Origin of the sequence: Catenulispora rubra, assembly GCF_015356825.1 — a bacterium.
GTDB lineage: Bacteria > Actinomycetota > Actinomycetes > Streptomycetales > Catenulisporaceae > Catenulispora > Catenulispora rubra.
The window spans coordinates 1-22,301 of record NZ_JAACYW010000023.1 but is presented as its reverse complement, the minus strand read 5'-3'; the positions used below and the strand labels follow the sequence as shown (position 1 = coordinate 22,301).

Annotated in this window: 20 protein-coding genes; 4 read left to right on the top strand and 16 right to left on the bottom strand. The window is 70.6% G+C overall.

What is annotated here, in order from left to right; all coding sequences use genetic code 11:
- Positions 1–2 precede the first annotated feature (2 nt).
- The 6 genes from GWK61_RS09395 to GWK61_RS09370 form a co-directional block, all read right to left on the bottom strand.
- Positions 3–632 (bottom strand): flavin reductase family protein, encoded by a 630-nt coding sequence (locus tag GWK61_RS09395; protein ID WP_228562009.1) that lies wholly within the window; start codon positions 630–632, stop codon positions 3–5.
- Positions 633–838: 206 nt separating this feature from the next.
- Entirely contained in the window at positions 839–1,657 is an 819-nt protein-coding gene (locus GWK61_RS09390) for an enoyl-CoA hydratase/isomerase family protein (protein ID WP_194907194.1), read from the bottom strand.
- A 130-nt stretch (positions 1,658–1,787) separates the two neighbouring features.
- The gene (locus GWK61_RS09385) at positions 1,788–3,425 is read right to left on the bottom strand and encodes an acetate--CoA ligase family protein (RefSeq protein WP_194907191.1); all 1,638 of its coding nucleotides are present in this window, start codon (positions 3,423–3,425) and stop codon (positions 1,788–1,790) included.
- Between the two features lie 138 nt (positions 3,426–3,563).
- Complete coding sequence (locus GWK61_RS09380; RefSeq protein ID WP_194907189.1) at positions 3,564–5,072, bottom strand: class I adenylate-forming enzyme family protein; 1,509 nt, start codon at positions 5,070–5,072, stop codon at positions 3,564–3,566.
- An 89-nt stretch (positions 5,073–5,161) separates the two neighbouring features.
- Entirely contained in the window at positions 5,162–5,815 is a 654-nt protein-coding gene (locus GWK61_RS09375) for a TetR family transcriptional regulator (protein ID WP_194907186.1), read from the bottom strand.
- Between the two features lie 106 nt (positions 5,816–5,921).
- Positions 5,922–6,692, bottom strand: coding sequence for an SDR family oxidoreductase (locus GWK61_RS09370; protein WP_194907185.1), 771 nt, complete (start codon positions 6,690–6,692; stop codon positions 5,922–5,924).
- 120 nt (positions 6,693–6,812) lie between these two features.
- Here GWK61_RS09370 and GWK61_RS09365 point away from each other — a divergent pair, with 120 nt between their 5' ends.
- Positions 6,813–7,331 (top strand): hypothetical protein, encoded by a 519-nt coding sequence (locus tag GWK61_RS09365; protein WP_194907182.1) that lies wholly within the window; start codon positions 6,813–6,815, stop codon positions 7,329–7,331.
- Positions 7,332–7,705: 374 nt separating this feature from the next.
- Here the strand turns inward: GWK61_RS09365 and GWK61_RS09360 are convergent, their stop codons facing one another.
- Genes GWK61_RS09360 through GWK61_RS09350 form a run of 3 tightly spaced genes read right to left on the bottom strand, consistent with a single transcriptional unit; the run spans position 7,706 to position 10,106 of the window.
- The gene (locus GWK61_RS09360; protein WP_194907180.1) at positions 7,706–8,497 is read right to left on the bottom strand and encodes an enoyl-CoA hydratase/isomerase family protein; all 792 of its coding nucleotides are present in this window, start codon (positions 8,495–8,497) and stop codon (positions 7,706–7,708) included.
- A complete protein-coding gene (locus tag GWK61_RS09355; RefSeq protein ID WP_194907177.1) occupies positions 8,490–8,912 on the bottom strand; it encodes a Zn-ribbon domain-containing OB-fold protein in 423 nt (140 codons plus the stop codon). Before GWK61_RS09355 ends, GWK61_RS09360 begins: the two co-directional genes overlap by 8 nt.
- Positions 8,913–8,948: 36 nt before the next feature.
- Complete coding sequence (locus tag GWK61_RS09350) at positions 8,949–10,106, bottom strand: lipid-transfer protein (protein WP_194907168.1); 1,158 nt, start codon at positions 10,104–10,106, stop codon at positions 8,949–8,951.
- Positions 10,107–10,223: 117 nt separating this feature from the next.
- Here GWK61_RS09350 and GWK61_RS09345 point away from each other — a divergent pair, with 117 nt between their 5' ends.
- Positions 10,224–11,759, top strand: a complete 1,536-nt coding sequence (locus GWK61_RS09345) for a FadD3 family acyl-CoA ligase (protein ID WP_194907165.1) — start codon at positions 10,224–10,226, stop codon at positions 11,757–11,759.
- Positions 11,760–11,783: 24 nt separating this feature from the next.
- Here GWK61_RS09345 and GWK61_RS09340 read toward each other — a convergent pair whose 3' ends face one another.
- Both GWK61_RS09340 and GWK61_RS09335 read right to left on the bottom strand, forming a co-directional pair.
- Positions 11,784–12,602 carry a hypothetical protein gene (locus tag GWK61_RS09340; RefSeq protein ID WP_194907163.1) on the bottom strand — a complete coding sequence of 273 codons (819 nt, stop codon included), beginning with the start codon at positions 12,600–12,602 and terminating at the stop codon, positions 11,784–11,786.
- A complete protein-coding gene (locus GWK61_RS09335) occupies positions 12,599–13,141 on the bottom strand; it encodes a SigE family RNA polymerase sigma factor (protein ID WP_194907161.1) in 543 nt (180 codons plus the stop codon). Before GWK61_RS09335 ends, GWK61_RS09340 begins: the two co-directional genes overlap by 4 nt.
- A gap of 108 nt (positions 13,142–13,249) precedes the next feature.
- Between GWK61_RS09335 and GWK61_RS09330 the strand changes: the two genes are divergently transcribed.
- A complete protein-coding gene (locus GWK61_RS09330) occupies positions 13,250–13,870 on the top strand; it encodes a hypothetical protein (protein WP_194907159.1) in 621 nt (206 codons plus the stop codon).
- A 37-nt stretch (positions 13,871–13,907) separates the two neighbouring features.
- Here the strand turns inward: GWK61_RS09330 and GWK61_RS09325 are convergent, their stop codons facing one another.
- The 4 genes from GWK61_RS09325 to GWK61_RS09310 form a co-directional block, all read right to left on the bottom strand.
- Entirely contained in the window at positions 13,908–16,481 is a 2,574-nt protein-coding gene (locus GWK61_RS09325; RefSeq protein ID WP_194907157.1) for a bifunctional FO biosynthesis protein CofGH, read from the bottom strand.
- A 29-nt stretch (positions 16,482–16,510) separates the two neighbouring features.
- Positions 16,511–17,347, bottom strand: coding sequence for an LLM class F420-dependent oxidoreductase (locus tag GWK61_RS09320; protein WP_194907125.1), 837 nt, complete (start codon positions 17,345–17,347; stop codon positions 16,511–16,513).
- A 63-nt stretch (positions 17,348–17,410) separates the two neighbouring features.
- A complete protein-coding gene (locus GWK61_RS09315; protein WP_194907124.1) occupies positions 17,411–18,538 on the bottom strand; it encodes an LLM class flavin-dependent oxidoreductase in 1,128 nt (375 codons plus the stop codon).
- A 37-nt stretch (positions 18,539–18,575) separates the two neighbouring features.
- Complete coding sequence (locus tag GWK61_RS09310; protein ID WP_194907122.1) at positions 18,576–19,328, bottom strand: glucose 1-dehydrogenase; 753 nt, start codon at positions 19,326–19,328, stop codon at positions 18,576–18,578.
- 93 nt (positions 19,329–19,421) lie between these two features.
- Between GWK61_RS09310 and GWK61_RS09305 the strand changes: the two genes are divergently transcribed.
- Positions 19,422–20,309: a TIGR03619 family F420-dependent LLM class oxidoreductase gene (locus GWK61_RS09305; RefSeq protein WP_194907120.1), complete on the top strand. Its 888-nt coding sequence runs from the start codon at positions 19,422–19,424 to the stop codon at positions 20,307–20,309.
- A 109-nt stretch (positions 20,310–20,418) separates the two neighbouring features.
- On the opposite strand, the gene GWK61_RS09300 is transcribed toward GWK61_RS09305, so the two are convergent.
- On the bottom strand, positions 20,419–22,301 hold a 1,883-nt coding region (locus GWK61_RS09300; protein WP_194907118.1), incomplete at its 5' end, for an LCP family protein.

The following is a 22,301-nucleotide window of genomic DNA, read 5'->3' as shown; positions in this document are numbered from 1 at the left end:
CGTCAGCCGAACGCGCCCTTGTGGAAGATCAGCGGCGTCGACTCGCCGTCCGCGTCCAGGCCGTGCACCCGCCCGACCACGATCGTGTGGTCGCCGCCGGGATACGTGGCCTCGATCGTGCAGTCCACCCAGCCGTGCGCGCCGGCCAGGATCGGCGAGCCGAGCTCGGACCGGCTCCACTCGACGCCGGCGAACTTGTCGCCGCCGCTGACCGCGAACGCGCGGCACAGCTGCTCGTGGTCGGCGGCAAGGAAGTTCACGCAGAAGCGGCCGGTGGCCTCTATGCGCGGCCACGTGGTGGACGTGTGGCCGACGGAGAACAGCACGAGCGGCGGGTCCAGGGACAAGGCGGAGAACGCTTGGCACGCGAAGCCCACGGGCCCGTCGGCGTCCTCCGACGCGACGACGGTCACCCCGGAGGGGAAGTGGCCGAGGACGCGGCGGTAGTCCGCGGCGACGACGGCGGTGCCGTCTACGATCCCGTCGGCGCGGACGTTCGCGACGTTGTTCGCGACGTTGTTCGCGACGTTGTTCGCGGCCTCGTTCGCGGCCGTGTCGGCGTCGGCGTGAGCGACGTCGGCGACGTCGGCGACACGCCCGGCGTGCTCACGTGCGGTGGCCTGTGCAGGCATGGTCCCAGCCCCTAGGTGTCACGCTGTGTGCGGCTGCGCGGTGCTCCAGCTCGTTCGCTATATCAAAAGTGCAGCTCGACCCAGCATACGTGGACGGACATCGCCAATATGGAGGGGAACTGACGGCCCGTCAAGAGAGACGGCGTTCGACATACCGAACACCCTTCGGACATCGCAGAACCCTGTGGTAGCACGGGTAACAACGATCAGTGCCCGGTGAATTCCGGCGCCCGGCGCTCCACGAAAGCCCGCACGCCCTCCTGGCCGTCGTGGGTCGCCATGTTCAGCTCCACGGCGTCGGCCTCCTCGCGGAAGGCCGTGGCGCGGTCCACCTCCAGCGCGCGGTTCACGAGGTTCTTCGTGAGCGCGAACGCCCGCGTCGGCCCCGCCGCCAGCCGCTCGGCCCACTCCCGCGCGGCCTTCTCCAAGTCGGCATCCGGCACGACCCGGTTCACCAGCCCCAGCGCCAGCGCCTCGGCGGCCGGCACGTCGTCGGCGAAGAACATCAGCTCTTTGGCTTTGTGCACCCCGACCAGCCGGGTCAGCAGATGCGCGCCGCCGCCGTCGGGCACCAACCCGCGCCGCGCGAAGATCTCGATGAACTTCGCCGACTCCGCCGCGACCACCAGATCGCAGGCCAGCGCCAGATGCGCGCCGATGCCGGCGGCGATGCCGTTCACCGCGCCGATCACCGGCTTCTCGCAGTCCAGGACCGCGGCGATGAGGGCCTGCGCGCCGTCCCGGATGGTGCGGGCGACGTTCCCGGGCTGCGGCTCGGACGGCGCGACGCCCGGCTGCGGCCGCAGATCAGCACCGGTGCAGAAACCACGGCCGGTAGCGGTAAGGACCACGACGCGCGTCTGCGGATCGGCAGAGGCCTGGCGCAGCAAGGCGATCAGCCGATCGCGCTGGTCGGCCGTGATCGCGTTCAGGGCTTCCGGGCGATCGAGGGTGATCCAGCCGACACCGCCGGACAGCGAGTGCCGGACGGTTTCTTCCAGCGAGGGATCTTGCACCTCTGACATGGGGTCTCCCATCGAATGAGTCAGCGCCGGACCGCGGTCGCGCAGCAGCACGACAGCGTTCCGGCGCTGGACCGGTCTATGTCTCCTCTATCAGTACGACTCAGCGCGACTGAGTGCGGCTCACTGCGACTCAGTGCACGATCAAGCGCGCCGAGGCGTCCAGCGCCACGGTCCCGCCCCCGCGCCCCAGCACCCGCAGCGGCGCGATGTCGAAGCTCTCCAGCACGTCGCCGAGGTCCAGGGCCATGCGCTGCACCCGCAGGATGGTGTCGGCCAGCGCCTCCAGGTCGGCGCCGGCGGTGGTGAGCAGCGGCAGGCAGTGCAGTTCGTCGAGCATGCGGTGCGCCTGGTGCGCGTCGAAGGGGGCGACGCGGATCGCCACGTCGCCGAGGGTCTCGGCGTAGGCGCCGCCGACGCCGGCCACGACGGCCGGGCCGAAGCGGTCGTCGCGCCGGATGCCGACCATGGTGTCCACGCCGCCGGTGATCTGCTGGCCGATCAGCACACCGTCCAGCGTCCCGAAGCCCTGGCGGCCGGCCGAGTCCATCAGGTCCTTGAAGTTCTCCCGGACCTGCGAGGCCGACGTGATGTTCGTGCGGGTCAGACCGGCCGCCGAGGCCGAGGGCAGTCCGGCCACCGACGCCTTCATCACCACCGGGTAGCCGATGGTGGCGGCGGCGCGCACGGCCCAGGCCGCGCTGGTGACCAGTTGTTCCCGGGGAGTGCGGATGCCGTAGGCGCGCAGGAGTTGGTGGGTCTGCGACTCCGACAGGCCCTTGGCGGGGTCGGTGTCCCGCTTGCGGACCGTGCCCGGGGCGCCGCCGGAGGTCAGGATCTGGCGCGCCTTCACGCCGGCCATCGCGTTGTCCTCGACCAGCGAGGGGATCCGGAAGCGGTAGTCGCAGTGGTCGTAGTAGGCCTTGGCCGCCGCGACCGCGTTGGTGAGCGTGCGGAACGTCGCGATCTCCGGCGAGCGCTGCAGGATCAGGCGATAGCCGGTCTCAGTGCCGCCGGAGGAGCACCACACCACGCCGATCGGAGTGTCGCTCTCGCGCGCGGCCTCGACGAGCGCGGCGGCCGTCCACTCGCCGGAGGACCCGGTCTCGGTGACCGCGTACAGCAGCATCCCGGCGCCGGGGCGCGCGGCGAGTTCGGTGATGTCCGGGGCGTGCCCGGCGTCCTCGACCTCCAGACCGGCGCGGCGGGCGAGGTCGGCCAGGAGGGTGGCGGCGCCGCCGGAGTCGGCGGCGATCCGGACCGGACCGGGACGCTGCGCCGGCCGCGGGAAGCGGGCCAGCGTGGCGGCGCAGTCCAGCAGCTGGTCGAAGCCCTCGACCCGGACCACCCCGGCCTGCCGCAGCACCGCGTCGATCACCCGGTCGGCGCCGGTGGCCAGCACGACCAGCGGACGCCCCGCCCCGGACGCGGCCTCCGCGGCCCGCATCAGCGCCCTGCCGTCCAGATCGGTGCCGATCGCGTCCACGCACGCGGCGATCGCCCCGACGCCGTCCGCCTGAGCGAACGCCTCGACCGCGTCCGCAAACGTCGGACCGTCCTCGCCGGGGCCGCAGTAGGTCCAGCCGGCCACCGGAACGCCCAGCTCGTCGGCGGTCACCAGCGGGCATCCCGTGTGCGCGCCGGTGGTGATGAGCGCGATCGCGGGGGCGCGCGGCGCCGGATCGGGGTCCAGGGGCAGTGCCGGAACGTGCTGGCGCCGGTCCTCGGAAACAGGCCGACGCCGGGTCACCTTGATCTGCTCGGTAGACATGACGCTGGTGGCAGGCATCGCACCGCCCTCTCAGGAGCCGACTCACAAGTAACCTGACGCTGCGTCAGTTTAGGACGGAGATGCGAATTAGCACAGAGGAAACAAGCAAGAGATCTTGCGTTCACACAGATTTGTTCGTCATGAGCCGATCCGCTTTCGCAATGCCGAACGATCCACCTTCTGCCCCGCGGTCAACGGTAGGGTCGGAACCACCCGCACCTCCTCGGGCAGCTTGTGCCTGGCCAGCCGGGACCCGGCGAACAGCCGCAGCTCCTCGACGGTCGGCGGCGCGTTCGGATCGCGCGGCACCACGAAGGCCACGCCGACCTGTCCCATCACCGCGTCCGGGCGCGGGACCACGGCGACTTCGCGGACCCCGGCGTGCTCCTGGAGGACCGCTTCCACTTCCTGGGGATGCACGTTGTAGCCGCCGCGGATGAACATGTCGTCGCGACGTCCGGCCAGGCGCAGGCAGCCGGTGTCGTCGAGGAGGCCGACATCGCCGGTGCGCAGCCAGCCGTCCGGGGTGAGCGCCGCGCGGGTGGCGGCCGGGTCGTGCCAGTACTCGGACATCACCGAGGCCGAGCGGATCCAGACCTCGCCGGTCTCCCCGGCCGGGATCTCCTTGCCCTCCTCGTCGCGCACCGAGATCTCGGTGCCCTCGCGCGGGCGGCCGACAGTGTTGAAGAGCTCTTCGTCGGGCGCGTCGAAGGCCGTCAAAGTGCCGAGGCCGCCGGATTCCGTGGAGGAGTAACGGATCGAGTAGGCCGCGCCGAACGACTCGCGGGCCTTCCGGACCAGCTCCGCCGGGGACGGGCCGCCACCGATGATCAGGGCTTTGATGGCGTCGGTGCGGTAGCCGTGCAACTCGGGGACCCGGAGCAGCAGGGCCACCTGAGCGGCTACCCCTCCTATCACCGGCACGCCCTCGTCGCAGATCAGGCCCAGCGCCTCCCGGGCCCGCCAGCGCGGCAGGATGTGCAGCCGGTTTCCGGCCAGCAGGTGTCCGGCGAGCTTGGTCATGAAGCCGACGTGGTTCAGGCCGGTGGCGACCAGCAGAGGCATCGGCGCGGACTGCGCGCGGTTGTCCATGTCGGATATCGCAGCGATCTGCTTCGCGCCGAACAGCGCTCCCTTCGGCAGACCCGAGGTTCCGGAGGTGAAGACGATGGTCTCGGAGTCGTTGTGGGAGCGCGGGCCGGGGAAGGTCCGCCGCCGCTCGCGGCCCAGCATCGGCAGTCCGGCCGCGAATTCCCGACGGTCCTCGGCCTGGCGGACCGGGATGATCTGAGCGTCGGGCAGCCGGCCGTTCAACAACTCCTCGGTCCCGATCACCACATCGGGCCGGACCCCGTCGAGCATCGCCTGCCGTTCGGCGGGCGAGTAGTGCGCCCCGACGCCGGCGGTGACGGCACCGACCTTCGCCAGCGCGCAGTAGGCGACGACGTAGTCGAGGGAGGCGGGTAACAACAACGCGGCCACCTGGCCCTGGCCGACGCCCCGCACCGCGAGCCGCGCCGCCATGGCCTCGGAGGCCGCGTTGAGTTGCTGGAAGGACAAGGAGAGCGGGCCACGGTCGGCCACCAGCGCGGTGGCGGCTCCGTGCTCCCGGGCGGCTTTGCGGACGGCGAGGGCGAGGAACGTCATCGGAGCTCCCTGCAGGGATGGGTACCGATCTGACTCGGGGTCAGGGTTTCCCCTTCCTCCGGGAGCTAATCCGAAGGCAGGCCGTGGCGCTAGACCGCGACCGGCTTCTTCTGCGTGATGCCCATGAACACCAACCCGATCATCGCCGCGCGCAGCTCGGCCAGCTTGATGCTCCAGGCCTCGAAGACCCGCTGGTGCGCCGAGATCGAGGCCAGCATCGCCACCAGCGCGCCGGCGGTCGCGGTCGGCGGCATCACGGCGTCGGCCTTGCCGGCGGACTGCAGCTCGGTGATCGCGTCGGCCAGGGAGATGGTGACGTTGTTCAGGATCTTCATGCGGATCTTGTGGAAGCGCTTGTCGCCCTCGGCGGTGGCCAGGTCCACCACGCGCAGGATCGCCTCGTGCTCGTTCCAGAACTCCAGGAACCCGTCGACCAGTGCCTCGGCGGCCTGCATGCCGGCCCGGCCGGACCAGGTGCGGCCGTCCGCGAGCTCCTTCAGGTGCGCGCCGTCCTTGGCCATGTCGTTGGCGATCTCGATGATCGCCGACTCGATGTCCGGGAAGTACTGGTAGAACGTGGCCGGGGAGGTGCCGGCCAGCCGGGCCACGTCGATCACCGTGATCGAGCGGTACGGCTGCCCGACGAGCATCTCGCCGAGGCACTCCAGCAGCCGGGCCCGGGTGGCCTGGCCGCGCTTGCCCGCGATCCGCCCGTCGACGGTGCGCACTTGCTGAGCTGTCATGTCGTCAGTTTATGCGGTGTGGACCCCTTACCCGGCACTTTGGTTTCTTGATCAGCCAATGCTGCCCTGGGTGGTTGTCCATGATCGGGATTCGTTATCATGCTCGTCACGTCCCGGCTGTCGCGATACCGCGGCCCGCCGCCCCGGACTCGCGGTTGAAGCGCGGCGCCTCACCGCCGCCGTGCACCAGCAGTTCCGCGCCGGAAACCTGGCCGGCCTCGTCGGAGGCCAGGTAGAGGCAGGCCCCGGCGATGTCCGCAGGCTCGGCCATCCGTCCCATCGGCAGCCCCTGCCCGACCAGCGCCGCAGCCTCCGGGCCGCCGTAGTACGCGGTCAGCGACTCGGTGAGCACCGGCCCGGGCACCACGCAGTTCACCCGCACCCGCGGCGCCCACTCAAGCGCCAGGCTCTTGGTGAGCGATGCCAGCGCGGCCTTGGCGGCGCCGTAGACGGCCGTGCCGGGGCTCGGCCGGGTCCCGGCCACCGAGCCGATGTTCACGATGGAGGCGCCGCCGTGCTCGGGCGTCAGCGGGTACATGCACTGCGCGGCGTGCAGGACACCCAGCACGTTGAGATCGAACGCGGCGCGGGCCGCGTCCTCGGGGTAGTCCAGCGCCCGGCCCGGCCGCGCGCCGCCGGCGTTGTTGACGAGCACGTCCACGCGCCCGAACTCGTCCTCGATGGCCGCGAAGGCGGCCCGGATGGCGACCGGCGAGGCCAGATCGGCGGCGATGAAGCGGCCGACGGCCTGCGCCGGCTCGGTCCGTGCGAGCGTCACCACGGTGGCTCCGGCGGCTTCGAAGCGCGCCGCGACCGCCCGTCCGATGCCCTTGGTCCCGCCGGTGACGACGGCGACCCGTCCGGTGAACGACGTCACACCTCCGTGTGTATCAGAGGCGGCTTTTACTCGGAAGCACTTCCCTATCACCTGTTCGGTCGATTGACCGTGACCGATGTGCGTTGTCGACTCTTGCACAGTCCGGAGGAGATGACGACGATGGGCGAATCCGCCGCAGTACCGCAGAACGACCCCGCCGGCGGCGGGGACGACGAACCCTTTTTAGGCCTGGCGTGGGCCGAGGCCATCGAGGCCACGGAGCTCTTGCGCTCCGCCCTGGCGGCCCTCGGGCTGGCCGGGGAGATCCCGCGCTTGCGGGGTGACGTGAACGTGTACGGACGGCCGATGGTGACGGTGGGCCGCATCAGCCCGACGGCCGCCCGGCGGCTGGCCGCGGCCCTGAGCCGGGCCGCGCAGCACCAGCCCCGGATCTACGGCCAGGCGCAGCCGGCGGACGGTGAGACGGCCAGCTGCGGGCTGCCCGCGCCGAACGGGTCCGGGGCCGCCGGCGAGCCGCACCGGAGCCTGCGGCCGCCGCGCACCGCGACGCCGCTGAACCTGCCGGTGGCGGTGCCGATGGCGACGGTGCTGCCGGCCGCGATCCCGGCTCCGACGGGGGCACCGGTAGCCGCGGCACCGGGGGCCTCGCCCGCCGACTCCATGCGGCTGCCCGCCTGATCCCCACGCGCCGGCAGAACGATGACGGCCGGGTCGGCGGGATGACTCGGCCGCCATCGTGCGTCGAAGGTAGCGCTTCCAGGCTGGAAATGACCATGGTTTGCGCTGAAGACTGAATACCGGCGAAATCGTTACCGCCGGCGGTTGCGGTATGTCAGCAATCGAATACCGATTGCGGACACGAAGAAGCGGCTGGAGCCCGACACGGCTCCAGCCGCGATCCCGGCTGACCCGGGGGGATCGTCAACCGGGCTGTGGGTGCCGATCCCGCGGCCACCCACGCCTTGACTGCGACATGCAGATTACGAGTCAGGGCTCGAACCCGGCCAGCGTTTCGCCCCAGCGGCGAAAGGCTGGCGACCCGCCTCGGCGCCTCAGCGGGGACGCCAGCCGCCGCCCTTGGCCCGCGCCGCGAACAGCTCCGCCTGCTGCTCCGCGCCGAGGTTGCCGAGCCGCACCAGATGCGGCGCCAGCCCCAGCGCCTGCGCCTTGGCCATCTCGCGCGCCGCCCAGACCGCGCGCACCGTGCCCTCGACCGCGGCGGGTTCGGATTCGGCGATGGTCCGCGCCGCCTGCTCGGCCGCCGCCAGCAGCGCCGCGTTGTCCGGCACCACTTCGCTGACGAAGCCGATCTCGTAGGCGCGCCGCGCGGTCATGCGCTCGGCCGTGCCGAGCAGCGCCAGGCGCGCCAGCTCGCCGTGCGGCATGCGCTGCGCGAGGTGCACGGCCTCGTACGCCATCACCATGCCGTAGGTGACGTGCGGATCGAAGAACGTGGCGTGCTCGGCGGCGATCAGGAACTCGCACTCGCCGAGCAGGTAGAACGCCCCGCCGCAGGCCATCCCGTTGACCGCCGCGATGACCGGCTTCCACAGGTCGGCGGTCTTCGGTCCCAGCGCCATGCCGGGGTCGTCGACCATGAACGGCGACGACGGCTGCGGCACCACCGCGTCCCGGTCGATCCCGGTGCAGAAGGCCTTGTCGCCGCTGCCGGTCAGCACCACGCAGCGCACGGAGTCGCGGTGCCGCAACGTTTTCCACAGCCTGTGGAATTCGTCCGCCATCGCCAGATCGAAGGCGTTGTGGCGCTCCGGGCGGTTCAGCGTCACCCACGCGACGCCGTCCCGTTCCTCGTACAGGAGGGTACTGAACTCCAAGTCACTCATCCGGCGTCCAGGCCGCCACGAAAACCCCTTCGATCTCCTGGAACACGGCGCGCACCGGCTGCCCGATCTCGATCGTCGCCGGATCCACCGAGTTGATCGCGGCGCCCTCGGACGCCACGAGGTTCCCGACCAACCGCAGCCGCCGGTCCTCCGCCAGCTCCACGACGACCACCGGATACGGCGCCAGCGCCGCGTAGTCCGGCAGCAGCGGCGGACGCGGCACCGCGTAGGACCAGACGTGCCCGCGGCCGGACATCAGCTTCCACTCGAACTCAGTGCCCTGACACCTCGGGCACATCGGCCGCGGCGGGAACAGCACCTCGCCGCAGTTCGCGCACGTCTGCATGCGCAGTTCGCCCTTGGCGGCGTACTCGAAGTACGGCGCGCCGTCGTCGTCGACGAGCGGTTTGAGCATCGTGGGTGACCCTCCGTTCGGTGCGGTGCGGTGCGGTCAGCCCCGGCGCAGCAGGACGGCCGACGTGGGTACAGCTTCGCCTGCGGTGACCAGGCATGTCGAGGCCCCGGCGACCTGGTTCGTGGAGGTGCCGCGCAGCTGCCGGACGCCCTCGTTGATCAGGTTGAAGCCGTGCACGTAGGCCTCGGACAGGCCGCCGCCGGAGGTGTTGATCGGCAGCCGGCCGGACAGTTCGAGCCCGCCGTCGTCGGCGAAGGCCGCGCCCTCGCCCTTGCCGCAGAAGCCGTAGCCCTCCAGGGACAGCGGGATCAGCGGCGTGAAGGCGTCGTAGATCTGCGCCACGTCCACGTCGGCGGGGCCGAAGTCGGCGTGTTTCCACAGCTGTCTCGCCGCGGTCCACGACGGCCCGGCCAGCGGGTCGTCGTTCCAGTAATTGACCATGCCGTGGTGCTGGGCCGGCAGGCCCTGACCGAAGGCGTGGACGTAGACCGGCTCGCCGCGGCAGTCCCGGGCCCGCTCGGCCGAGACCATGACGACGGCCAGCGCGCCGTCGGTCTCCAGGCAGTTGTCGAACAGGCACAACGGATCCGAGATCATGCGAGCACTGAGATAGTCGTCCATGGTCAGCGGCCGCTCGTACATGATCGCCGCCGGATTGGCGTTGGCCCGGTTGCGGCAGGCGACGGCCACCGCGCCCAACTGCTCGCGGGTCATGCCGTACTCGTGCATGTACCGGCGGGCCAGGACCGCGATCTCGTCGACCGGCCGCAGCAGCCCGAAGGGCCGGGTCCACTGCGCCGGCGTGGCGAGCTGGTTCACGGTGTCGGTCCACGGCCGCGGGCCGCTACCCCGCTTGCGGGAGCGCCACGCGACGCCCACGCTCGCCTGGCCGGTGGCGATCGCCATCGCCAGGTGGCCGACGGTGGCGCAGGATCCGCCGCCGCCGAAGCCCACGCGGGAGAAGAAGGTGACGTCTCCGGCGCCGACCGCCTTGGCGATCTCGACCTCGTCGGTGGCCTCCATCGTGTACGCGGCGAACGCGTCCACCTCGTGGGCGGCGATGCCGGCGTCGTCCAGCGCCATGGCGATGGCCCGGCAGGCGAGCGCTTTCTCTGACGGCTCAAGGTGTTTGGCGAACTCGGTCTGGCCGATGCCGACGATGGCGGCCCGGTCCTTCAAGGGCGTCGGATTCATACACCTTCCTATCTGACGCTGCGTCAGATATCTGCCTATCATGGGCCCCGGCACGGTGCCAGAGCCAAGTTCCCTTGTGCGTTCCTCTGCGTTCCTCTGTGCGAAAGGCCGCTGAACATGACGGTGCAGCTCGGCACGACGATCCCGGACCTGGTGGCGCGGGCCGCCGCCGACCACGGCGAGCGGGAGGCGGTGGTCGACGGGGAGCAGCGCCTCACGTTCGCCGAGCTCGCCGCCCGCGTGAGGCAAGCGGGCCGGGCGATGATCGCCTGGGGCGTGGCGCCCGGCGACCGCGTGGCGATCTGGGCCCCGAACTCGGCGGAGTGGATCGTCACGGCGCTCGGCGCGGTGTCGGTCGGCGCGATCCTGGTGCCGCTGAACACCCGGCTGAAGGCGGCCGAGGTCGGCTCCATCCTGGAGAAGTCGCGGACGAAGCTGGCCGCGGTCTCCGGGGAGTTCCTGGGCGTGGACTACGTAGGGCAGCTGGCTTCGATCCGTGACGAGCTGCCGGATCTGGAGGTCATGACCGCGTTCACCGACGGCGGGATGCCGCCGGTGGTTTCGCGCCGGCAGTTCCGGGCGCCGGGGATGAAGGTGCCGGCGCCGGTGTTCGACGAGGTCGCGGCGTCGCTGACCCCTGATTCGCCCGGCGACCTGTTCTTCACGTCCGGGACCACCGGTGCGCCGAAGGGCGTGCAGACCACGCACGGACAGACGACGCGCGCCTTCCATCAGTGGTCGGAGATAGTCGGCCTGCGCGCCGGGGACCGCTATCTGATCGCGAACCCGTTCTCGCACACGTTCGGCTACAAGGCCGGGATCCTGGCCTGCCTGACGCGCGGGGCGACGATGGTCCCGCTGGCCTCGTTCGACGCCGAGGCGCTGTTCGCGACGATCGAGCGCGAGCAGATCACGGTGTTCCCGGCGGCCCCGGCGGTGTACCAGATGCTGCTGGCGCACCCGGACCTGGCCAAGCACGATCTCAGCTCCCTGCGGGCGGCGGCGACCGGCGCGGCGGTGATCCCGGTGGAGCTGATCGAGCGGATGCGGGACACGCTGGGCCTGTCGACGGTGATCACCGCCTACGGCCTGACCGAGGCGACCGGCGTGGTGACCATGTCCCGCGACGGCGACGACCCCGAGGTCGTCGCACGCACCTCAGGACGCGCGATCGACGGCGTCGAGGTGCGGACCGCCGAGGACACCGGCGAGATCCTGGTGCGCGGCTACAACGTGATGCGCGGCTACTTCGAGGACGAGGCGGCCACCGCCGAGGCGATCGACTCCGACGGCTGGCTGCACACCGGCGACGTCGGGGAGCTGGACGCGGCGGGGAACCTGCGGATCACCGACCGGATCAAGGACATGTTCATCTGCGGCGGGTTCAACGCCTACCCGGCGGAGATCGAACAGGTGCTGCTGACGTTCCCGGGCGTCCAGGAGGCAGCGGTGGTCGGCGTCCCGGACCCGCGGCTCGGCGAGGTGGGGAAGGCGTTCGTGATCGCGGTGCCGGGGCAGCGGATCGAGCCGGACGCGCTGATCGCGCACGCCCGGGAACGCCTCGCCAACTACAAGGTGCCGCGGCATGTCGAGGTGGTCGAGGCGTTCCCGCGCAGCTCCCTGGGGAAGGTGCTCAAGCGCGAGCTGCGGTGAGAGCGGCGGTAAGGATGGCGGCGGTCAGAAGCGCGACTTCATCGCCTCGGGGCTGCCCGCCGGTACCGGCACGCACTTGCCCGGCATGCCGGTCAGGATGACGAGCATCGACATCCGGTGCTCGGCCTTGCCGGTGAAGTCGAACCGGAAAAGCGCGACCACGTCCTCGGCCGGCAGCGTTCCGGGGCGGAACTCGTACAGGACGGGCGAGCCCTCGCCGGTCGGCTTGGTGATCGCCGGACCCGAAGAGCCGGGCCCACGTGGCACGGATGGCGCGTCCAGATTCGGCACGCGCCTCGCCTGCCCCCCGGGGCCGAGGTTGGGCGGCATCCCGTGCGGCGTGTTCTCGAGCGCCTCGGAGATCGCCTTCTCGTCCCGCTCGACACCCGCGGACGCCGCGCAGTCGATCGGCGTCATGGCCGGCCAGTCGGACGGCATCCTCACATCCTGGACATCGCTCTTGATGCCGGCCTTGGTCAGCGCGGCCTGGAGCTTGGCGGGGTCGAACACCTCCTGCATCGTCAGGTCGACGACGCCGTCCGCATGCTTCTGGAGCGTGAAGCCGGCGTCCTGGATGTCGAGCGTCACAGGGTTCTTGGCTGTCGACGTGCCGCCGGCCCCCGTCCCCGCCGACGGCGCCAGCACCCCGACCGCCGCGACGAGCGCCGCCGCGCTCGTCCCGATGCCGGCGGCCAGGGCGCGGTGCCGGTTGCGGGTGCGGCGGCCGAGGACCGCCACGTCGGCGGCGCTGGTGGGCAGGGTCGCCCCGGCGACGGAGCGTCGCAGGCCGGCGAACACCTCCTCGTCGTCGATCATGTCGTCGAAGTCTTCTGTGTTGATCACTTCACTTCCTCCCGCTCGGTCTGATCTTCGAGCTCCGTCCGCAGCGTCTTCATCGCGCGGTGGAGGTGGGCCTGGACGGTGCCGGGGGCGATGCCGAGTGCTGCGGCCGTACCCCGGGTGTCCAGATCGAGGAAGACCCGCAGCACCACCACTTCGCGCTGCCGGAGCGGCAGTTTGCGCAGGGCGGCGCGCAGGACGGGCTCGACGGCGGTCGCATCGCCGTCGGGGCCCGGGTCCGCGGTCGCTCCCGCGCGCGCTCCGGCGCCCGGCGCGTCGGGATACGCGAGCGCGTCCCACGACACCTCGCGGCGGCGTCTTCGCCACCAGGAGACGTGCGTGTTCAGCGCGGTGCGCACCACCCACGCCGCCGGCGCCGGGTGCTTGCGCACCTTGCGCCAGTGCCCCCACGCCCGGGCGAAGGCCTCGGCCGTCAGCTCCTCGGCGAGGTGCCGGTCGCCGACGCTGACCAGAACCGCCCGGAAGCAGGGGTCGCGGTGGCCTTCGTAGAAGGCTGCGAAATCCTCGGATCCTCTGTCCACGGTCCTTTCACGCTTTCGAGTGATGATGCGTTTACCGCGATCCACGGCCGAGTACGAATACTCTTAATCCATGGCACAGCGGGCAAAAGCTGGAATGATCCTGATCTGATGAGCCACACACAGTCTCCGCGCCGCCGGCTCGGCGCCCTCGCCACCCTCGCGGCCCTGGCCGCCGTGGCGCTGTCCATCGGCTTCTGCGGCGCGCCGATGGCCGCCGCGGACGAGATCGTGGACGACCCGCCGGTCCTGGCCACCGCCGCCGTCCTGGACGGCAAACCGGTCGACGGCATCCCGGCCGGCCCGATGGTCGCCGGCGGCTACCACGTGCACTCGCACCTGACGCTGTACATCAACGGCATGGAGCAGTGGGTCCCGGCCGGCGTGGGGGTGACCCGCCCGGTCGTCCTGGACCCCACGCGCCCGGACCCCTCGATCACCGAGGCGCACAGCTTCTACTGGCTGCACACGCACGACGAGTCCGGCGTCATCCACGAAGAGGCGCCGACGCCGCACGACTTCACCCTCGGCCAGTTCTTCGACCTGTGGGGCCAGCCCCTGGACCGCCACGAGGTCGGGCCGGCGCAGGGCGACGTGACGGTCTGGGTGGACGGCAAGAGCTACGACGGCGACCCGCGCGCCGTGGCGCTGAAGGACCACACGACAGTGCAGCTGAACGTGGGACGGGACGTACCGTTCGTGCCCTACGACTTCCCGACCAGGTACAACTGAGGCCGGCGGGCCCGGTATACCGGGCCCGCCGAAACACCTACGCCAGCGGCAGCATCGTCCGCAGCAGCCCGCGCGAGTCCGCCTCGCGCGCCGCCTGGATGCGCTCGGCCGGCACCTCGCCGTACAGGGTCGAGCGCTGGCGCGTCGGGCGGCCGAGCGGGGCGCAGATCTCCTCCAGTTCCGCGATGCCCTTCGCCGAGCCGTACTCGGAGCCGGCCATCCGGGAGATCGTCTCCTCCATGAGCGTGCCGCCCATGTCGTTGACGCCGCCGGCGAGCATGAGGCGGGCGTTGTCGGTGCCGAGCTTGACCCACGAGGTCTGGATGTTCTTGATGCGGCCGTGCAGCATGACGCGCGCCATCGCGTGCACCGCGCGATTGTCCCGCATCGTCGGTCCCGGGCGCGCGATGCCGGCCAGGTACACCGGTGCGTTGGAGTGGATGAACGGCAGCGGCACGAACTCCGTGAACCCGCCGGTCTCGTCCTGGATCCGGGCCAGCACCCGCAGGTGCGCGACCCAGTGCGCCGGGTTGTCGACGTGCCCGTACATCATCGTCGAGGTGGTGGGGATCCCGACCTGGTGCGCGGTGGTGATCACCTCGATCCACTGCGCGGCCGGCAGCTTGCCCTTCGTCAGCACCCAGCGCACGTCGTCGTCGAGGATCTCGGCGGCGGTCCCCGGCAGCGAGTCGACGCCCGCCTCCTTGGCCGCGGTCAGGAACTCGCGGATGGACATGCCGGTCCGGGAGACCCCGTTGATGATCTCCATCGGCGAGTACGAGTGCAGATGCAGCCCCGGGACGCGCTTCTTGATCTCGGCGGCCAGGTCGAAGTACGCGGTGCCGGGCAGGTCCGGGTGGATACCGCCCTGCATGCAGATCTCCGTGGCCCCGACCTGCCACGCGGCCTCGGCGCGGTCGCCGACCTCGGACACGGAAAGGGTGTACGCGTCCGCATCCGTACGCCGCTGCGCGAAGGCACAGAACCGGCAGCCGGTGTAACAGACGTTGGTGAAGTTGATGTTCCGGTTGACGACGTACGTCACCTCGTCGCCGACCGCGTCCCGCCGCAGCCCGTCGGCCAACGCGGCCAACGCCTCCAGCGCGGGACCGTCGGCGTGGATCAACGCGAGTGCGTCGGTGTCCGACAGGTTCCCCGGGTCACGCTCAGCAGCCGCCAGCGCGGTCTTCAGCGCCGCGTCGATGCGCTCCGGAGCGCTGTGGTCGACGGAAGTCCGAGAGGCGTGCTCACGGAGCTCGTCCCAGTCCCCGTAGACGTCGGAGAAGTCGGAGCGGCGGTCCTCGCTGCGGCCGTCGGTGTCGATGGTGGTGTGCAGGTCGGTACGGCCGCTGGAGGTGTCCCAGCCGCCGTCAGGCTCCTGCCACCGGATCCCGGTGGGGATCCGTCCCTCCACGGCCATCCCGGTCTCCGGGTCGGCCAGCGCCTTCACGTGCGGCATGATCCGAGGGTCCAGCCACGGCTCCCCGTGCAGCACGTACTCGGGGTAGATCGTCAGGCGTTCCTTCAACGTGAAGCCCGCGGCGGAGGACTGCTCGGCCAGTTCGTCGATGGCCGGCCAAGGCCGCTCGGGATTGACGTGGTCCGCGGTCAGCGGCGAGACCCCGCCCCAGTCGTCGATACCGGCCCGCAGCATCAGCGCGTACTGCGCGTCCACCAGGTTCGGCGGCGCCTGGATCCGGACCGAGGGCCCGAGCACGACGCGCGCCGTGGCGATCGTCGCCGCGAGCTCTTCCAGGTCCGCGTCGGGGGTGTTCATCATCGCCGTGGCCGGCTTGGCCCGGAAGTTCTGGATGATGATCTCCTGGATCCCGCGATACGCCCGCGCCACCTTCCGCATGGCGAAGATCGAGTCGGCGCGCTCCTCCAGCGTCTCGCCGATCCCGATGAGAATCCCGGTGGTGAACGGAACCGAAGAGCGTCCCGCGTCCTCCAATACCCGGAGCCGCACCGCGGGTTCCTTGTCCGGGGACCCGTAGTGCGGCCCACCAGGCTCCGACCACAGCCGGGTGGCGGTGGTCTCCAGCATCATCCCCATCGACGGCGCCACCGGCTTGAGCCGCTGGAAGTCGGACCAGGACAGCACGCCCGGGTTGAGGTGGGGGAGCAGGCCGGTCTCCTCCAGCACCCGGATCGACATGGCCCGCACATAGTCCAGCGTCGAGTCGTAGCCGTGCGCGTCCAGCCATTCCTTGGCCTGCGGCCACCGGTCCTCCGGCCGGTCCCCCAGCGTGAACAACGCTTCCTTGCAGCCCAGCGCCGCACCCTTCGCGGCGATGTCGAGCACCTCGTCGGGCGACAGGTACAGGGAGTCCAGGCGGCCGGGAACCGTGACAAAAGTGCAGTAATGGCATCGGTCTCGGCACAGCCGGGTCAGGGGGATGAAGACCTTGCGCGAGTAGGTGACCACGCCGGGCCGGCCGGCCGCCTCCAGGCCCTGATCTCGCAGGCGGGAGGCGACGGCGCACAGGACGTCCAGGTCGGTGCCGCGAGCGGCGAGCAGGACCGCCGCCTCCTCGACGCTGAGCGCGACTCCCTCACCCGCCCGGTGCAGGGCACGGCGCATGGCATTGGCGGTCGGCTGCATCGTCATTCCAGTTCCTACGCGGCAATGAACCGGATCTATTCCCGTTCGACATAGCGAGCGTAGTCGTCGAGCACCGGCAAGATCCGGTCCGCGGGCGCCGATGGGACGTTGAACACAATCTCCTCGATGCCCAACGCCTGGTAGTGCTCCATCTTGCCGGGGGTCGGCTCGGTTCCGAAGGGCACGATCCGCAAGGCGTCCGGGTCCCGTCCGGCTTCCTCGGCCGCCGCCCGCAGCACCGGCATCGCCTGCGTCAGCCCGCGTCCGCCGATCGGCATCCAGCCGTCGGCGTAGTCGATCACCGCCTTGAACAACTTCGGTCCGGCCGCACCACCGATCAGGACCGGGACGGAGCCGGCCGCCGGCTTCGGCCAGGACCACGAGGGGTCGAAGCCGATGTGCTCGCCGTGGTACGACGCGACCTCCTTGCCCCACAGCTCCTTCATCGCCAGCACGGTCTCCCGCACCTGCTCCCGCCGGGTTCCGAAGTCGACGCCGTGGTCGGCCATCTCCTCCTTGTTCCAGCCGAAGCCCACGCCGAGGTCCAGGTTGCCGCCGGTGACCAGGTCCAGGGTCGCGACCGTCTTGGCCAGCAGCAGCGGATCGTGCTGCGCGGCCAGGCAGATGCCGGTGCCCACGCGGAGGCCAGGGGCGGCGGCCGCGACGGTGGCGAGCGCGACGAAGGGATCCAGCGTCCGCGAGTAGTAGTCCGGCAGCGGCTCCCCGAGCGGCGCCGGGGTGGCCCGGCTGACTGGGATGTGGGTGTGCTCGGGGGCGTAGTACGACTGGAAGCCGCGCTCGGCGAGCGCGCGCCCGAGCTCGGCCGGACCGATGGTCTGGTCGGTCAGGAAGACCGTGACGCCGATGCGCAAGACAGCTCCTTCTGCAGAAGTGGTTCTCGGGGGTGAATCCTGGATCCATCGTTGTTTACACGGTTACTTGCCCAACGCCGCGGCGGCACTGCGGAACCGCGTGGTCCGGTGCACCGGATCCTTGTCGATCTTGGGGATCACGTGCCGGCCGATCAGCTCGATCGTCTCCAGCGTGTCGGCGAGCGAGAGCTGGATCGGCAGGCCGAACACCAGCTGGTCGATCCCCGTGGCCTCGTAGCGCTTGATCTGCGTCAGCACCTCGTCGGGGTCGCCGCAGATCAGGTACCCGTTGTGCGCGCGCCACTCGACCTCCTCCAGCGTCGGCTCGGGCAGTACCGCCGGCCAGGCCGGGATCCAGTCGGGCCGCGGGAAGGTGTCGTGGTAGCGGAACACCAGCGACTGCAGGCGTCCCATCCCCATCGTCGTGGCCGCGTGCCGGGCCCGGTCGCCGTCGGCCAGGCACACCGCCGAGGACGTCACCATCACGTTGTCGTTGACGTACGCGCCGATCGGCTCGGCGGACAGGACCGCCTTCTTGTAGGCCGCGACCGCGGTCTCGGCGTCGGCCGCGGAGCCCACCGAGAAGCCCAGCACGCCGAGCCCCATCCGCGCGGCCATCTCGTACGACGGCGGGTTCCCGGCCGCGTACCACATCGCCGGATGCGGCTTCTTCCACGGCTTGGGCAGCACGTTCCGCTCCGGCATCGAGAACCACTTGCCGTCGTGCGAATACGAGTCCTGCATCCACATCTTGGGGATCTCGCGCACCACTTCGGCCCAGATCTCCTTGGTGACCGTGGTGTCCGGCAGGCCCAGACCCAGGATCTCGCGCGAGCCGGCGCCGCGTCCGGTGCCGAACTCGAACCGGCCGCCGGACAGGTGGTCCAGCGTGGCCACCTTCTCGGCGACCTTCACCGGATGGTTGGCCTGCGGCAACGGATTGAAGATGCCGGAACCCAGGTGGATCCGCTCGGTCGCGGCGGCCAGGTAGCCCAGGAAGACGTCGTTGCTCGCCAGGTGGGAGTACTCGTCGAGGAAGTGGTGCTCGGAGGCCCACACGTACTTGAAGCCCGCTTTGTCCGCGGCCTTGGCGATCGCGACGTCGTTCATCAGCGAGGTGTGCTCGAAATCGGGGTCGGCGGCCAGCTGCGCGAGCGGCACGTGGCCCTGGACGAAGATGCCGAACTCCATGGCGCCTCCTGGTCGGTCGTCTCGTCGGATCAGTCGTCTAGTCGAAACGGACGCCGGCCAGCGCTCCGCCGTCGAGGACGAAGTCGGCGCCGGTGCAGTAGGACGAGTCGTCGGAAGTGAGGAACAGCGCGGCCTTGGCGATCTCGTTCGCGGTGCCGACGCGCTTGAGCGGGACGCCGGAGTAGCCGGCGTTCGGGTCGGCGTCCTCCGGCATCAGCTCGGTGACCATCGGGGTGTGCACGCCGCCGGGGCAGATGCAGTTCACCCGGACCGTCGGCGCGGCCTCCAGGGCCGCCACGCGCGTCAGGCCCCTGACGGCGAACTTGGTGGAGACGTAGGAACCCAGGTATGCCATGCCGGCCAGCCCGTCGACGCTCGCGGTGTTCACCACGGTGCCGCCGCCGGCCGCCCGGATCCGGGGCAGGCACACGTGCAGCCCCAGGAAGACACCGACCTGGTTCACCGTCACGACCTGCATGTACTCCTCGACGCTGGTCTTCTCGATCTTGTTGAAGCGCAGGATGCCGGCGTTGTTGATCAGGCCGTCGAGCTTGCCGAACTCGGCCTCGGCGAAGTCCGCGGCGGCGGTCCACTGCGCCTCGTCGGTGACGTCGAGGCGCACGAACCGCGCCGCGTCGCCGATCTCCTCGGCCACCTGGTCGCCCAGGTCCTCCAGCACGTCCGCGATCACCACCCGCGCGCCCTCGGACGCGAACAGCCGCGCCTCCTCGGCGCCCTGGCCCCGCGCCGCGCCGGTGATCAACACCACCCGCCCGTCCAATTTGCCCATCTGCCGACCGTCCCCTGTCCTCGGATCGCGCTTGACATCTGACTAGGTGTCAGATTGATTCCTTCCAGGCGAAAAGTGAAGGGGAGGCGGCCCATGAAGTTCTGGCTCTCACCGGCGTTCTGCGACACCGCGCACCTCACCGGCCTGGCACGGGCCGCCGAGGAGTACGGGTTCGAGGGGATCGCCATCCCGGACCACCTGTTCCATCCGGTCGAGTTGTCCTCCCCCTACCCGTATACGCCGGACGGATCCCGGTACTGGTCGAAGGACACTCATTGGCCTGAACCGTGGGTGGCGATCGCGGCGATGGCTGCCGTGACGACGCGGCTGCAATTCACCACGAACATCTACGTGGCCCCGGCCCGCGATCTGCTGACCGTCGCGAACCAACTCGCGACGGCCGCCTACCTCTCGCAGGGCTCCGCCGACGGCCACCACCGCGTCGCGCTCGGCGTCGGTCCGGGCTGGAGCAAGGACGAGTTCACAGCCACCGGCCAGGCCTTCGCCAAGCGCGGGGCACGGCTGGACGAGATGCTCGGCGCGCTGCGCCGACTGTGGACCGGCGACGTGGTCGAGGTGTCGGGGCCGAACTACACGCTCCCGCCGTGCTCGATCACGCCGACGCCGAACGACCCGATCCCGGTCTACATCGGCGGCGTCTCGGACATCGCGATCCGGCGCGCGGCACGGAACGACGGCTGGATCGGGATCTACCACACGGTCGACGAGACGCGGGCGATCATGGAGCGGATCCGTGCGGCCCGCGAGGAGGCGGGGACTCTTGATCGGCCCTTCCGCGCCATGCTCGCAGTCCTGGCCGAGCCCACGCCGACCTTGTGCGAGCAGGTGGAGGAGTGGGGCGTCACGGACCTGTTGGGCGCTCCGTGGATGAAGAACATCAAGGCCATGACGGCGCCCGGGCCCTCGCTCGACGAGATGGTCGAGGCTGTGGCGGAGTTCGCCGAGCGCTATGTGAAGTAGCGCGTTGGTCCCATATTCGTAGTCGTAGTAACAGCAAACGCCGCGGGCGCCAGAAGCCTCAGCTTCTGGCGCCCGCGGCGGCCTCGCGTACTCGTCGCGTACTAGTCGATCAGTACACGCAGGGGATGCCGTTCTGCGACGTGACCGCGCCACCGGAGCTCAGCCCGGAGGAGTCGGCGGAGTTGTCGCTGGCCACGCTGGTCGGGGCGCCCGAGGGCTGGTTCGACGGCTGGTTCGACGGCTGCGTGGTCGTGGTCGCCGGCGGCGTCTTGTAGTCGTAGCCGACGGTGACCGTGATCGTGCCCTTGGCCAGCGAGTCGCTGGCGATCGGCGCGGTCTTGGTGCCGAGCTTGGCCTGGATCTGCTTGGCCAGGGCCTCCTCGCCGCTGCCGTAGCGGATGATCGTGTGCTGCACGCCGTTGCCGCCGTTGCCGGTCTTGCTGGTCGGGATGCCGGCGTCGAACAGCTGCCCGGAGACCTTCAGCGCCAAGCCGGTGGTGGTGGTGCCGTTCAGCACGGTGATGGTCGCCGGGGGCGTCGCCGTGGTGGAGGGCGCCGCCGGGGGCGGGGTCGAGCTGGAGGCCGTGGTCGGCGGCGGGGCCACCGCGGCGTCGTTGTTGAACGTCGCGGCCATCGTGCTCTTGATCGCGGCCGGGTCGACGGTCAGCGCGCTCTCGCCGGCTATCGTGACGGTGCCGGTGGTCGGCAGCGTGATGAACTCGGTGTTGCCGCCGGTCAGGTTCGAGGCCTGGGACGCGAAGTCCAGCACGCTCCAGCCGTTGTCGATGACGATGTCGTTCTTCACGACGTTGAACAGGCCCTGCATGGACCCGACGTCGCCGAGGACGCCCTTCTTCTTCAGCGCCTGCGTCACCGAGGACAGGAACGCCTGCTGGCGGTGCGTGCGGTCCAGGTCGCCGTTGGGCAGGTGGAACCTTTGGCGCACGAACTGCAGGGCGGTCGCGGCGTTGATGGTGGACACACCGGCCGGCAGGTTGATGCCGGTACCCGCGCCGTCCATGATCGGGTCGTAGGCCGGGGCCTTCAGGCACACCTGGATGGTGCCGATCGCGTTCACGATGTCGTAGAAGCCGACCAGGTTGACCTCGGCGAGGTGGTCGACGTGCTGGCCGGTGAGCTTCTGCACGGCCCGGATCGTGGCCTCGCGGCCCACCTCGCGGCTCTCGGCCTCCTCGGTGGCCTTGTCCACCTTCTTGCCGGAGGCGTTGATCTTCTGGTCGGCGTAGGCCTTGGCGTCGCCGTAGGCCTCCTTGATCTTGCCCATGCCCATGTCCGGCACCTGGACCGTGCCGAGACCGGGGATGTTCGCGCTGCCGCCGGGGCGCTCCACGTCGCTGTCGCGCGGGATCGAGTACGCGGTGACCTTGCCGCCGTTGGCCGGGATGTGCATGAGGATCAGCACGTTGGTGTTGTAGCCGCCGATGGAGGAGGAGCCGGCGTGCAGCTCGTCCTCGACCAGGGAGGTCGGCAGGTCGTTGCCGTTCATGTCCTTGCGCGAGTCCAGGCCGATCAGCAGCAGGTTGACGTCGGCGCCGAGGTGCGGGGCGACGTAGCCGTCCTGGCCGGGCTTGATCTGGTTGATCGAGTCCGAGGTGTGCAGGCCGTCGGTGAGCTGCTTGTTCTCGAACCAGACGAAGCCGGTCGCCAGCACGACCACCGCGCTCATCGTGGCGGCGGTGATCCGGCCGGCGAGCACGCCGCGCTTGCGGGGCGGCTTGGCCGGGCCCGTCGCGCCGCGGCCGCCTGCGCGCCGGCCGCCGCCTCCGCCCCGGGGGTGGGACTCGAGGTAGTCCTCGTCGTAGTCGTCCGGACCGTGGAAGTCGTCATGGCCCTGCTGGGCCATGACGTTGGTCTGCTCCGCGGCGTACCAGTCGCCGGGGGCGCCGTGGTGCGTCGGGTCGTCGAGGCGTGCGGGCGGCGGCGGCATCGGCGACCAGGCCCGGTTGTCGCGCTGCGGCGGGGGTTCGGGGC